Origin of the sequence: Photorhabdus stackebrandtii (assembly GCF_011189495.1) — a bacterium.
Taxonomy (GTDB): Bacteria; Pseudomonadota; Gammaproteobacteria; order Enterobacterales; family Enterobacteriaceae; genus Photorhabdus; species Photorhabdus khanii.
On record NZ_PUJV01000021.1, the window covers coordinates 52,572 to 66,851 of the forward strand.

The following is a 14,280-nucleotide window of genomic DNA, read 5'->3' on the forward strand; positions in this document are numbered from 1 at the left end:
AGCTATTCTTCAAATCAATATCATCTGGACAAACACATGGCCGAACCCCGTTTTGTACACTTACGTGTCCACAGCGACTATTCAATGATTGATGGCTTAGCCAAAACCAGCCCTTTAGTGAAAAAGGTTGCTCAATTAGGTATGCCAGCTTTTGCGATCACTGATTTTACTAACCTGTGTGGGTTGGTAAGATTTTACGGCAGTGCTCATGGGGCGGGAATAAAACCGATTATTGGTGCTGATTTCTATATGGAAAGCGAGTTGCTCGGTGATGAGTACGCTAACCTGACCATTCTTGCGCGCAATAATACTGGCTATCATAACCTGACGTTACTGATATCAGAGGCTTATCAGAAGGGGTATGGTGCTGTTGGCCCGACAATTAAACAGGAATGGCTGATAAACCATAAAGAAGGGTTGATCTTGCTCTCCGGTGGTCGTATGGGAGATGTTGGCAAATTCCTGTTACGTGGTAATCAGGTTATGGTGGACCAATGCCTTGAGTTTTATCAGGAGCATTTCCCTGATTGTTATTATCTGGAGCTCATTCGTACTGGTCGTGCAGATGAAGAAAGTTATTTGCATGCTGCGGTTGCATTGGCGACAGAAAAGAACTTGCCTGTTGTTGCGACTAATGATGTGTGTTTCATCGACAGTGAAGATTTTGATGCTCATGAGATCCGCGTGGCGATTCATGATGGCTATACATTAGTTGATCCAAAACGCCCGAAAAATTACAGTCCTCAGCAATATCTGCGTAGTGAACAGGAGATGTGTGAACTATTTGCTGATATTCCCGAAGCACTGGAAAACAGTGTAGAAATTGCTAAGCGTTGTAATGTCACTATCCGCCTTGGTGAGTATTTCCTGCCGCAATTCCCGACGGGAGAAATGAGCACAGAAGATTATCTGGTCGATAAATCTAAACAAGGGTTAGAAGAGCGTTTGGCATTTCTCTACCCGGATCCTAAAGTACGGGCAGAAAAGCGTCCTGAATATGATGAGCGGCTTGATGTTGAACTTCGGGTTATCAATCAGATGGGATTCCCTGGCTACTTCCTGATCGTGATGGAATTTATTCAGTGGTCGAAAGATAATGGTGTTCCTGTCGGCCCAGGACGTGGTTCTGGTGCCGGTTCTTTGGTGGCTTATGCTCTGAAAATAACTGATCTCGATCCTTTGGCGTTCGACCTGCTGTTTGAACGGTTCCTTAATCCTGAACGTGTTTCCATGCCCGATTTTGACGTTGATTTCTGTATGGAAAAGCGTGATCTGGTGATTGATCATGTGGCTGATATATATGGTCGTGATGCTGTATCTCAGATCATCACATTCGGTACGATGGCAGCGAAAGCCGTCATCCGGGATGTTGGCCGTGTGCTGGGGCATCCATACGGGTTTGTTGATAGAATTTCCAAATTGATACCGCTTGATCCTGGTATGACACTGGAAAAGGCATTTGTCGCAGAGCCACAGCTTCCTGAAATTTATGAAGCGGATGAGGAAGTTAAAGCGCTGATAGATATGGCGCGCAAACTGGAAGGTGTTACCCGTAACGCGGGGAAACACGCTGGTGGGGTCGTTATCGCCCCAACCAAGATCACAGATTTCGCGCCTCTCTACTGTGATCCAGAAGGTTTGAACCCGGTTACTCAGTTTGATAAAAACGATGTGGAATATGCTGGGTTGGTGAAATTCGATTTCCTTGGTCTGAGGACGTTGACCATCATCAATTGGGCGTTGGAAATGATCAACGCACGCAGAGCGAAGAAAAATCTGGATCCAATTGATATCGCAGCGATTCCGCTGAACGACGCCAAGAGCTTCGATATGCTGCAACGCGCTGAAACAACAGCGGTATTCCAGCTTGAATCCCGTGGTATGAAGGATCTTATCAAACGCCTGCGTCCCGACTGCTTCGAAGACATGATTGCGCTTGTGGCACTGTTTCGGCCGGGTCCTTTGCAATCAGGTATGGTGGACAACTTCATTGACCGCAAACATGGTCGGGAAGAGATTTCATACCCAGATGTACAATGGCAGCACGAATCTTTACAACCTGTTTTGGAGCCAACCTACGGCATTATCCTTTATCAGGAACAAGTGATGCAGATTGCTCAGGTGCTGGCGGGATATACTCTCGGTGGTGCAGATATGCTCCGACGGGCAATGGGCAAGAAAAAGCCGGAGGAGATGGCGAAGCAGCGTTCTGTATTTGAGGATGGAGCCAAAAAACTCGGCATTGATGGCGAACTATCAATAAAAATCTTTGACTTGGTAGAGAAATTTGCTGGTTATGGGTTTAACAAATCTCACTCTGCTGCGTATGCATTGGTTTCTTATCAGACTTTATGGCTGAAAGCACATTATCCAGCTGAGTTCATGGCTGCGGTAATGACGGCTGATATGGATAATACAGAAAAAGTCGTTGGGCTGATTGATGAATGTTGGCGTATGGGGCTGAAAATATTACCACCTGATATTAATAGCGGCCTGTATCATTTCCACGTTAATGATGACGGGGAGATCGTATATGGGATTGGTGCCATTAAAGGGGTTGGTGAGGGGCCGATTGAAGCGATCATTGAGGCTCGTCAGAAAGGTGGTTATTTTAGAGAGCTATTTGATTTATGTGCCCGCGTTGACACCAAGAAATTAAATCGTCGGGTGATGGAAAAGCTGATTATGTCAGGGGCGTTTGACCGTCTGGGGCCGCACCGTGCGGCACTGATGTCCTCTCTGGAAGATGCCCTGAAAGCAGCGGATCAGCATGCTAAGGCAGAAGCCATTGGTCAGACTGATATGTTTGGTGTATTAGCTGAAGCGCCGGAAGAAGTTGAGCGTTCTTATGCCAATATTTCTCAATGGCCAGAACAGGTTGTTCTTGATGGTGAACGGGAAACGCTGGGACTCTATTTAACTGGGCACCCGATCACACGTTATTTAAAAGAAATTGAGCGCTATACTAATGGATTACGGTTAAAAGATGTGAATCCGACACCGCGTGGTCAAGTAACGACGGTGATAGGCTTAGTGCTGGCGTCCAAAGTGATTATAACCAAACGGGGTAACCGGATTGGTATTTGTACATTGGACGACCGTTCAGGACGTCTGGAAGTCATGTTATTTTCCGATGCCTTGGAGAAATACCGGCATTTGTTGGAACAGGACCGGATATTGATAGCTACGGGGCAGGTCAGCTTTGATGACTTCAACGGTGGTCTTAAAATGACAGCCCGTGAATTAATGGATATTAGTGAAGCGCGTGAAAAATATGCGCGTGGGCTTGCTATCTCGCTGTTAGACAGGCAAATTGATGATCAATTGTTGAGCCGTCTTCGTGGCGCCTTGGAACCACATCGTTCTGGAACGATACCGGTTCATCTTTATTACCAGAGGGAAGACGCCCGCGCCCGTTTAAGATTTGGCGCGACATGGAGGGTAACGCCAACGGATAACCTTCTGACAGATTTGCGAACTCTGCTGGGTAATGAGCAGGTAGAATTAGAATTTGACTAAAATAGGAATGTTATGAGTCTGAATTTTCTTGAATTTGAACAGCCGATTGCCGAGCTGGAAGCGAAAATTGATTCGCTAACCGCAGTTAGCCGTCAAGATGAAAAATTAGATATAAATCTGGATGAAGAAGTACAACGTTTGCGGGAAAAAAGTCTGGAATTGACTCGCAAAATCTTTTCAGATTTAGGTGCTTGGCAAATTGCTCAACTTGCCCGTCATCCACGCCGTCCTTATACATTGGACTATATTCAGCATATTTTTACTGATTTTGAAGAGCTGGCGGGTGATCGCGCTTACGCTGATGACAAAGCAATTGTTGGTGGTTTGGCTCGTATTGATGGGCGTCCAGTGATGATTATTGGTCATCAAAAAGGCCGTGAAACGAAAGAAAAAATCCGCCGTAATTTCGGTATGCCGGCGCCGGAAGGCTATCGTAAGGCTCTGCGTCTGATGGAAATGGCGGAACGTTTTAAACTGCCAATTATCACTTTCATTGATACTCCTGGCGCATATCCTGGCGTTGGTGCAGAAGAACGTGGTCAGTCTGAGGCTATTGCCCGCAATTTGCGTGAAATGTCCCGTTTGTCTGTGCCTGTTATTTGTACTGTGATTGGTGAAGGTGGTTCCGGTGGTGCGTTAGCAATTGGTGTCGGTGATAAAGTGAATATGCTGCAATACAGTACTTATTCTGTTATCTCCCCGGAAGGCTGTGCCTCCATTCTGTGGAAAAGTGCGGAAAAAGCGCCTCTGGCGGCAGAAGCAATGGGGATCACTGCTCCTCGCTTGAAAGAGCTGGAATTAATCGATACCGTGATCCCAGAGCCATTAGGTGGTGCGCATCGTAATTACGAAGCAATATCAGCATCACTAAAAGCTCAGTTATTGGCTGATCTGGCAGCTCTTGATCATTTAGCACCTGAAGAATTGGTGAACCGTCGTTATCAGCGCCTGATGCAATATGGTTATTGTTGAGATCTGAACTAACTGATTGCATAAGGGATGGGAGTCACTGGAATTGATAAATTTCAGCGACTCCCATCCCTTACTGTTTCTAACTTTTTTTGCTATTTCATATTGTTGGAAAATATTATCTGAGAGGCAGTGGTTCTTTGATTAATAACACAGATGATAATGAATTCATGATTGTTGCAAATTAAGGAACTCTTGAGTCTGTAATGACAAAAATTGATGAGCGATTATTCTTCACTTTAGCTAAACAGCTTGGTGAACATAAGAAAATCCTGGTTGGATTCAGTGGTGGGCTGGATTCTTCAGTTTTGCTGCATTTGTTGGTCAATTGGCGTAGTCAGCACAATCAGGAAGTTCAACTGAGAGCAATGCATATTCACCATGGTTTAAATCCGAAAGCAGATCAATGGGTTAAACATTGCCAACAGATTTGTGATGACTGGCAAGTGGAATTTTGTTTTGAAAGAGTAACGATAGATGCCCGTGAAAAGGGCATTGAAGCTGCTGCTCGTGATACCAGATATCAGATGTTCAGGCGTGAATTACAAAAAGACGAAATTCTGGTAACTGCTCAGCATCTTGATGATCAGGCGGAAACTTTTTTATTGGCACTAAAGCGTGGCAGTGGCCCGGCTGGCCTTGCTTCTATGCCTCCAGTCGCAATATTTGCTGATACCTTATTATTTCGCCCACTGCTTGGTTATAGTCGGAATGAGTTGGAAATATATGCTAGTGAACATCGTCTGAATTGGATTGAAGACGACAGTAATCAGGATGATCGTTATGACAGGAATTTTCTGCGCTTACATGTTATGCCGTTACTGAATCAACGCTGGCCCCATTTCCCGCAATCTGTTGCTCGTAGCGCAAGTTTATGTGGTGAGCAGGAGCAGCTTCTGGATGAATTATTGAATGAATTTCTGAAAGAATTGATAACTCAGGATGGCGCTTTAGGTATTTCACCTTTGGAAGTGTGCTCTGAAGCTAAACGAAATGCTTTGTTACGTCGTTGGTTTGGTTACCATGACATGAAAATGCCCTCACGGGAGCAACTTCACAGGCTTTGGTATGAGGTGGCTCTTGCTCGCACTGATGCTGTACCCCAGCTACAATTTGGTCAGTATAATGTACGGCGTTATAAGCAAAAACTTTGGTTGGTTCCTCAATTGCAATCTTTGAGAGACACTATTCTTGAGTGGGATATTTGCAATACGTTGGTATTACCGGATCGCTTGGGAGAACTGAATATTTCTGATCGTGGTATTCAAGTAAGGGCCCCGGCTAATAATGAGCGGGTGACTATCCGCTTTGGCGTTCAGGGAATGATGAGTATTGTGGGTCGTCAACATCCCCGGCACAGTAAAAAATTGTGGCAGGAGCTTGGGGTTGCTCCGTGGCTTAGAGAGCGGATTCCATTGCTTTATTACAACGAACAACTGATAGCTGCATTAGGTATCTTTATTACCAAAGAAAGCGAAGCGGTAGAAGGGCAGAGAATATTGACAATTAACTGGAATAAAACGTTGCTAAAATAAAGAGTTATAAGCCGCCAGAGGCGGCTGTTTCTTATCAAGATTCGGAATGTTCAACAATAACAGTACCGATTTCAGGGTGACTGAAACTGGCGATATGATCCAACCGCAGTTCTTGGGGATTATCTGCTGTTTCGATTATCAGGTATTCAACTTTCTTTCTCAAAATCAAATCACAGGCTTTCCCTTCAATAACTTCACCACCTCGTAATTTTATGTGTAGATGGAGCTGATGTTGGCAAGCCAACTCAAGGTTGTCATAGTCGTCACAGTTAATTGGTTGATATTCAGTATTTATAGACATATTTTCTCACCACTATGGTTAGTGGCGGTTATTGCCGCCTGTGGTTGTTAAAAATTGTAACTCAAAAGCACTATTAATGACTATAGCACAGGAAATCAATCGTGATTAATGAATAACTTTGGTTGTTCCCTCTGAACAGTAAGTAAATAAAAGTCTTATTTCACAGCAAGTTCCTGACAAAAGTATTAAAATCGGCTCATATCATTTCGTTACTATTGGGTAACATCCTTGAAAAGGACGGTATTTACGCTATTAAGCTGTAATAATCCTATGTTCCTTGTTTGAGATGAGTCACAGAGCTCATTATACTGTTTGGAGATAAATATGAATAAAAAACTTTTAACAGCGTTAGTTGCTGTGGGCGTATCTGCTTTGGTGGGATGTAAAGGTAACTTGGCACAGCAAACGAGTTCACAGCCAATGGATCGGACTTTTCATGGTGTTCTTCCTTGTGCTGATTGTTCTGGTATTGATACCACACTGTTATTGGATGATGATGGTACTTATATTCTGGAGCAAACTTATCTTGGTTCTCGTGATGGTGATCAGTCATTCTTTGAATCCGGGCAATGGGCGAAAGATGGAGAAAAAATCCGTCTGGCAAAATCAGATGACCAGAAATATTACTATTTGCCGAAAGATGGAAATTTGGTAATGCTGGATATGGAAGGCAACACAATTGAATCGTCATTCAATTATGAGCTGAAAAGGGTAAAACCGAAAAAGCTGACGGGTGAATACAGTTACATGGCTGATGCCGCTTCATTTACTGATTGTAGTACAGGTAAGCATTATGACGTGCCGGAAAGTTTGGATTTGGAGCAAGGCTATCACCAGGTTGGCGTAGAAGGTGGAACACCGGTTTATGTTGAAGTTGAAGGCTATTATAGCGTGAGTCCTTCAATGGAGGATGGGCAATTTAATTCAGCCCTGATTCAGACAGGTAAAATTCATTTCGATAAATCGAAATCTTGTAATATGAAGAAATAATTCTAGCTTCAATATGAATGGTGATAATGGGCCAGAAGAGTAAAACGAGTTCACTTACTGCGTCTTTATGTTCTGATCATTATCACCATACTGCTCAATGAGTTATTGTAATAACCCTAATTAACAACCAAGTTGTTGTTTCAGATAATCAGCAACATCGTTTAGTTTTAGTATCTGTTTTTCATCACTGCGACGATATTTATATTCCACTTCGCCATTATCGAGATTACGGTCACCGATAACGATAGTGTGTGGTACGCCAATAAGCTCCATATCAGCGAACATTACGCCTGGGCGTTCTCTACGATCATCGAAAATGACATCAATGCCGTTGGCGCGCAGATCGGCATACAGTTTCTCTGCAACTTCCTTAACACGATATGACTTATGCATATTCATTGGCAGAATAGCGACCTGGAATGGTGCAATTGCATCAGGCCAGATGATACCACGGTCATCGTGATTTTGTTCAATCGCTGCGGCGACAATCCGGGTAACGCCAATACCATAACAACCCATAGTGACGATCTGATTGTGACCGTCTTCGCCTTGAACGGTTGCTTTCATTGCATCAGAATACTTGGTGCCAAGTTGGAAGATATGACCAACTTCAATGCCACGTTTGATGAGCACTGTTCCTTTACCATCCGGGCTGGCATCACCTTCAACAACATTACGGATATCAGCGACTGCTGGTATTGGTAAATCACGTTCCCAGTTGATACCGAAATAGTGTTTGTCATCAATATTGGCACCTGCGCCAAAGTTATTCATCACCGCCACACTGCGGTCAATAATAACAGGTATTGTCAGATTGACAGGTCCCAGTGAGCCTGGACCAGCACCTACAATTGTACGAATCTCTTCTTCGGTAGCAAAAGTCAGAGGGTTGGCAACCAAAGGTAATTTCTCTGCTTTGATTTTATTAAGTTCATGGTCGCCGCGGACCAGTAAGGCGATCAATTTATGGCCCGTATCTTCTGCTGCATGAACCATCAGAGTCTTAACCGTTTTTTCAACTGGCAGATTGAATTGTTCAACTAGTTCAGCGATTGTTTTTGCATTTGGGGTGTCTACCAGATGCATCTCTTCTGTTGGTGTTGCACGATCATAAGCAGGAGCTACGGCTTCGGCCAATTCAATATTAGCTGCGTAATTAGATTCAGTGGAGAAAACGATATCATCTTCTCCACTGGCAGCCAGAACCTGAAATTCATGGGAAGCACTACCGCCGATAGAACCGGTGTCTGCCAGAACAGCGCGGAAATCCAAACCAATACGGGTAAAGATTTTGCTGTAGGCTTTGTACATGTTGTCGTAAGTTTCTTGCAGTGACTCTTGGGTAGCATGGAAAGAGTAAGCATCTTTCATTAAAAATTCCCGGGAGCGCATTACACCAAAGCGAGGGCGAACTTCGTCCCGGAATTTAGTCTGGATCTGGAATAAAGTCAGTGGTAACTGTTTGTATGAGTTGACTTCATTGCGGATCAGATCAGTAACGACTTCCTCATGAGTTGGACCCAGCACAAAAGGGCGATCCCCCCGGTCAGCAAAACGCAGTAATTCTGGGCCGTACTGTTCCCAGCGACCACTTTCCTGCCATAAATCTGCTGGCTGTACGACGGGCATAGATATTTCAATTGCTCCAGCATTGTTCATCTCTTCACGAACAATTTTCTCAACTTTGTTTAGTACGCGGACACCTGTAGGCATCCAATTATACAGACCTGAAGCGAGCTTACGGATCATGCCCGCACGAAGCATCAGTTTATGACTGACAACCTCTGCATCGGCAGGAGTCTCTTTTAATGTAGAGAGCAGATATTGGCTAGTGCGCATTGTTAGGGTTCCATTAGAGCAGCAAATTGCTTCTGACTGGCAGTAATTTGCCAGCTAATAAAAAAACGAAAATAAGCCTTTAGTCTACCAGCGAGTTTAAGATGTCAAAAGGGCATATACTGATTTTTAAAGGGATTCAATGGAAAACACTTCAGTCAGTGTGCCATAGATTCTCCAGCGTACATTAAAATTCAGTAAATGAACGGCATATTCTCGATTTTCCTGTTCTCCTCTCCGGTAAGCAGGACGAGGGTCTTGGGCCAAGACTTGACTGATAAAACGGCGTAAATCTGGGTAAGTGTTTTGAACTGAGATGAGCTGTTGTTCGGCGGCAGGTAAAAATATCACTTTCATACCGGCAGAAGGTGCTTCTTGAGCAAAACCTGCCACAGCGTGCGGCTGACATTCAGCGAAAGGCAGATAAGGCTTGATATCAATAACCGGTGTGCCATCAACTAAATCCAGGCTGCCCAATTCCAGAGTAACACTGCCTTTTCTGTATTTAATTCCTTTAAGTTCAATCAGAGACATACCAATTGGGTTCGGTCTGAAAGTTGAACGGGTTGCGAATACGCCCATTTTTGCATTGCCGCCTAAACGGGGAGGGCGTACCATTGGCTTCCAGCCGCCATCCATTGTTTGGTGGAAAATAAAAATAACCCATAGATGACTAAATTGTTCCAAACCACGAACTGCATCTGGTTGATTATAGGGTGGAAGAAGTACCAATTGCCCTCCTCCATCTTTAATAAGACCTGGTTGGCGTGGAACGGCAAATTTTTCTTTATAAGGGGAGTGGATAACCCCTATTTGTGTGAAATGAAAATCGATCATTGAGTAATAAGCAGAGCTGAACCTTCACATATTGCTATCTGATAGCATCCTTGACCTGATAACATCTCGCACTGATGTAATAAAACTGCGTTAGCATTCAAATGAGCGGCCTTCGTTATCATCTGGTTACGTGCTACGGCGATATTAGCTGGTGGATCCTGTAAAGAACCACGGCATGATTGACCAGAAACAATTCCTAAATCTTTAAATACGGTATTTATTAACTCTTCACTCTTGGTATACAACTTTACGGATGAGGAAAGATTCTTTTTTTCTTCGGTTAATGTTTGTTTGTGCCTCATATCCGATAACTGAGAAGAGTCAGTAAATGCTGTCTGTTGCATTGAACATCCTGTTATGAATAGAGCTAGCAAAGAGATAAACAGCTTACGCATTAATAGATCCTCGAATTTTTACTGTCAGAGTTAAGAGAATAGAATCAGGTTAACAAAAAAATATCGAAAACATGATGCCATAACAAATCAGGCGGACAATCTATCCGCCTGATTATTCTAATATCGATGAGTGTAATATGAAAGATTACCAGCCTTTCACCGCACCACCGTTAAAAATTTTATTGGCAGCTTCATCAACTTCATCGGATTGATATGCTTTAACGAATTTCTTAACGTTTTCAGCGTCCTTATTATCTTCACGGCTAACCAGCAGGTTTACATAGGGAGAATCTTTATTTTCGACAAATAAACCGTCTTTTGCCGGAGTCAGGCCGATTTGGCTGGCATATGTCGTATTAATGATTGCCAGAGCAATTTTTTGATCGTCCAATGAACGTGGTAATTGTGGTGCTTCTAGCTCAACCAATTTTAGATTTTTAGGATTCTCAGCAATGTCCAGAGTTGTTGGTAATAATCCTATGTTATCTTTCAGTTTGATTAAGTTTTGTTTCTGTAACAGTAATAAAGAACGACCTAAGTTCGTTGGATCATTTGGTAGCGCAATTTGAGAACCATCCTGTAATTCATCCAGGGATTTAATTTTCTTGGAATAACCAGCAATTGGATAAATAAAAGAGTTGCCAACAGTGACCAGTTTGTAACCACGATCTTTGATTTGTTGATCCATGTAAGGTTTGTGTTGGTATGCATTCAGATCAATATCACCTTTACTCAGAGCCTCGTTTGGTAATACAAAATCATTAAAAGTGACCAGTTCTACATCAAGACCATATTTGTCTTTAGCTACTTTTTTTGCAATTTCAGCAACTTCCTGTTCTGCACCAACAATAACACCTACTTTAATATGGTTTGGATCTTGTTTTTCCTGCCCGCAACCAACCAGAATTAATGAACCTAAAAGAGCGCTGATAGTTGCGATGGTTCTTAATTTAACAGACATATTTTCACCCCTATTGAATACTGATTTATTAGCACCGATACCGGCGCTGCTATTAAAATAATTTTATTATTTGCGTGTTGTGGTTTTAACTAACCGGTCACCACTTAATTGAATTAAGTAAACTAAAATAACCAGTAATACTAATACGGTGTTCATTACTGTTGCATTATAGCCGATATAACCATATTGGTAGCCAATCTGTCCTAATCCGCCTGCACCTACAGCACCGCCCATTGCGGAATAACCTACTAACGTAATCAGGGTAATTGTGGCTGCATTGAGCAAACTTGGTAACGCTTCAGGTAATAGAATTTTCTTCACAATCTGGAACGGAGTCGCTCCCATTGCGCGAGCTGCTTCAATTAATCCTGATGGAATTTCCAGTAAAGCATTTTCCACCATACGGGCAATAAATGGTGCAGCACCTATGGTTAATGGAACAATGGCGGCTTGTAAACCGATAGATGTTCCAACAATTAATCTGGTAAAAGGAATCATCCATACCAGTAAAATAATAAATGGGATAGAACGGAAAACATTCACTATCGCTGAAAGAAAACGATAGAGTTTACTGTTTTCCATAATCTGACCAGGGCGGGTGACATATAACAAGACACCTATCGGCAGCCCAATAATAAAGCCAAAGAAACCAGAAACAAAAGTCATTACCAGAGTTTCCCAGACGCCTTTAGCCAGCAATAAGATCATTCCTTCAGACATAACCGAGAACCTCTACTTTCACATGATGGTCTTGTAAAAATTTAATTGTTGATTCAACGCCGCCATTTTCACCGTGTAATTCCGCTAACATCACACCAAATTTTACTCCACCGGCGTAGTCAATTTGGGAACTTAATATATTCATATCAATATTAAAACGACGTACTGCCATTGAAATCAGAGGTGCGTCTACAGACTGACCGGTAAACTCCAATTTCAATAATGGGCTAAGATCTGGGGCTGGGGTGCTTTGCATTTTTTGCACATAGTCTTCAGGGATATCCAAATGCAAAGTTGACTGGATGAATGCCTGAGCGATAGGTGTTTTGGGATGAGAAAACACTTCACTGACAATATCCTGTTCAACCAGTTGCCCACCGCTGATAACTGCAACCTGGTCACATATACGTTTGACAACATCCATTTCATGTGTAATTAACAGAATAGTCAGACCCAGACGGCGATTAATATCTTTCAATAATTCCAGAATAGACCGGGTTGTTGCTGGATCCAGAGCACTGGTTGCTTCATCACATAAAAGTACTTTAGGTGAATTAGCTAAAGCACGGGCAATAGCAACACGTTGTTTCTGTCCACCAGAGAGATTTGCTGGATAAGCATCGTATTTATCTGCAAGACCAACAAGTTCTAATAACTCGTCTACCCGTTTTTTTATTTCTGCCTTTGGAACATTATCTAATTCTAAAGGTAAGGCTATGTTGCCAAAAACTGTTCTCGAAGACAGCAAATTAAAGTGTTGGAAAATCATGCCAATACGACGACGTGCATGGGTCAAATCACTATCAGATAGGATAGTCAGATCCTGACCATCAACCAGTACTTGCCCAGAAGTTGGACGCTCAAGCATATTCACACAGCGAATTAACGTACTTTTGCCTGCACCGGATGAGCCGATGACACCGTAAATTTGCCCTTGCGGAACATGCAGACTGATATCTGAAAGTGCGTTGATAGAACGGACACCCTGCTGGAATATTTTATTGATATGAGACAGTTTTATCATTTTTATTCTTATTTATTCTTATAAAAATTCGAAAATTAATAGTTTGAACATTTTTGAGAAAACAAACCACTAGTTAAATCGGATGTTAAGGTGTCTAGACGTCTAAGTCAACTGGGAATAAATTAATTGCTGCATTCTCATTCATGGCTAAATCATGCGATACTGAGAACTTCTTACATTGCTTGGAGCAATCGGGTGACACAAGGTATTCCTGCCGTATTTTTAGATCGTGACGGAACAATAAATATCGATCATGGTTATGTACACGAAGTAGATGATTTTCAATTTATCGATGGTGCCATTGAAACCATGATTGAATTGAAAAAAATGGGGTATGCACTGGTATTAGTCACAAACCAGTCAGGTATTGCCCGTGGCATTTTCAATGAAGAACAATTTTTGCAACTGACAGAATGGATGGATTGGTCACTGGCAGATCGCGGTGTAGATTTGGATGGCATTTATTATTGTCCCCATCATCCAGATGCGACTGAAGAACAATATAAGAAGAGTTGTGATTGCCGTAAACCACAACCAGGTATGCTACTGGATGCACAGAAGGAGCTTGGCATTGATATGGCAGCTTCTTATATGGTCGGTGACAAATTGGAAGATATGCAAGCGGCGGTGATGGCGAAAGTGGGTACTAAGGTATTAGTTCGTACAGGTAAACCAATTACAAGTGAAGCAGAACAAGCGGCTGATTTGATAATAAATAGCCTTGCAGACTTGCCTAAAGCGATTAAAAGTATCAGGAAGTAGGCTTTTTTGTTCTTTATATCATCATATTGTTGAAAGAGTGTGCGAATAAAAGTTTTTTTCAAATAAACGCTTGCCAGCGCTGAAGAACCCCCTATAATGCGCCACCACTGACCGACACAACGCTGATAAACATTGTGAGGTCAGGCAGAGCAACGTGAATAAGCGCTTGACTCTGCGGGCGAAAAGCGTAGTATACGCAGCCCGGCTGGACCAGAATATTAATTTTTAGTTCAGCCTGCTCTTTAACAATTAATCAGACAATCTGTGTGGGCACTCACAAGACCGTATCACAAAAAAATACACTAAGTCTTGAAGAGTGAACAACAGTTGATTCATGACGAATGAACAGTAAAATTCTTTGAGCATCAAGCTTTTAATAGAAGAGTTTGATCATGGCTCAGATTGAACGCTGGCGGCAGGCCTAACACATG

The 14,280-nt window shown here is 42.7% G+C and carries 12 protein-coding genes; 5 read left to right on the plus strand and 7 right to left on the minus strand.

The features are described from left to right. Positions 1–36: 36 nt before the first annotated feature. The 3 genes from dnaE to tilS all read left to right on the plus strand — a co-directional run bounded on the left by dnaE (position 37) and on the right by tilS (position 6,023). Positions 37–3,519, plus strand: a complete 3,483-nt coding sequence (gene dnaE / locus C5470_RS16090) for a DNA polymerase III subunit alpha (protein WP_166290657.1) — start codon at positions 37–39, stop codon at positions 3,517–3,519. Positions 3,520–3,531: 12 nt separating this feature from the next. Beyond that, the gene (gene accA, locus C5470_RS16095) at positions 3,532–4,491 is read left to right on the plus strand and encodes an acetyl-CoA carboxylase carboxyl transferase subunit alpha (RefSeq protein WP_036843708.1); all 960 of its coding nucleotides are present in this window, start codon (positions 3,532–3,534) and stop codon (positions 4,489–4,491) included. A 203-nt stretch (positions 4,492–4,694) separates the two neighbouring features. After that, positions 4,695–6,023, plus strand: coding sequence for a tRNA lysidine(34) synthetase TilS (tilS, locus tag C5470_RS16100; protein WP_166290659.1), 1,329 nt, complete (start codon positions 4,695–4,697; stop codon positions 6,021–6,023). A 34-nt stretch (positions 6,024–6,057) separates the two neighbouring features. On the opposite strand, the gene rof is transcribed toward tilS, so the two are convergent. Beyond that, the gene (gene rof / locus C5470_RS16105; RefSeq protein ID WP_166290661.1) at positions 6,058–6,324 is read right to left on the minus strand and encodes a Rho-binding antiterminator; all 267 of its coding nucleotides are present in this window, start codon (positions 6,322–6,324) and stop codon (positions 6,058–6,060) included. 324 nt (positions 6,325–6,648) lie between these two features. Here rof and nlpE point away from each other — a divergent pair, with 324 nt between their 5' ends. After that, a complete protein-coding gene (gene nlpE / locus C5470_RS16110; RefSeq protein WP_166290663.1) occupies positions 6,649–7,314 on the plus strand; it encodes an envelope stress response activation lipoprotein NlpE in 666 nt (221 codons plus the stop codon). Between the two features lie 120 nt (positions 7,315–7,434). Here the strand turns inward: nlpE and proS are convergent, their stop codons facing one another. The 6 genes from proS to metN form a co-directional block, all read right to left on the minus strand. Beyond that, complete coding sequence (proS, locus tag C5470_RS16115; protein ID WP_166290664.1) at positions 7,435–9,153, minus strand: proline--tRNA ligase; 1,719 nt, start codon at positions 9,151–9,153, stop codon at positions 7,435–7,437. Between the two features lie 126 nt (positions 9,154–9,279). Then, positions 9,280–9,987, minus strand: coding sequence for a tRNA (N6-threonylcarbamoyladenosine(37)-N6)-methyltransferase TrmO (gene tsaA, locus C5470_RS16120; RefSeq protein WP_166290666.1), 708 nt, complete (start codon positions 9,985–9,987; stop codon positions 9,280–9,282). Continuing rightward, on the minus strand, positions 9,984–10,331 hold the full coding sequence (gene rcsF / locus C5470_RS16125; protein WP_278249195.1) for an Rcs stress response system protein RcsF: 348 nt from the start codon (positions 10,329–10,331) through the stop codon (positions 9,984–9,986). Before rcsF ends, tsaA begins: the two co-directional genes overlap by 4 nt. Before the next feature lie 196 nt (positions 10,332–10,527). Continuing rightward, complete coding sequence (locus C5470_RS16130; RefSeq protein WP_036843695.1) at positions 10,528–11,343, minus strand: MetQ/NlpA family lipoprotein; 816 nt, start codon at positions 11,341–11,343, stop codon at positions 10,528–10,530. A gap of 66 nt (positions 11,344–11,409) precedes the next feature. Next, complete coding sequence (locus C5470_RS16135) at positions 11,410–12,063, minus strand: methionine ABC transporter permease MetI (RefSeq protein WP_036843693.1); 654 nt, start codon at positions 12,061–12,063, stop codon at positions 11,410–11,412. After that, positions 12,056–13,087: a methionine ABC transporter ATP-binding protein MetN gene (gene metN / locus C5470_RS16140; RefSeq protein ID WP_166290670.1), complete on the minus strand. Its 1,032-nt coding sequence runs from the start codon at positions 13,085–13,087 to the stop codon at positions 12,056–12,058. The genes C5470_RS16135 and metN overlap by 8 nt, the downstream gene beginning before the upstream one ends. Before the next feature lie 195 nt (positions 13,088–13,282). On the opposite strand from metN, the gene gmhB reads away from it, so the two are divergent. After that, positions 13,283–13,849, plus strand: a complete 567-nt coding sequence (gmhB, locus tag C5470_RS16145; RefSeq protein ID WP_162524267.1) for a D-glycero-beta-D-manno-heptose 1,7-bisphosphate 7-phosphatase — start codon at positions 13,283–13,285, stop codon at positions 13,847–13,849. Positions 13,850–14,280 lie beyond the last annotated feature (431 nt).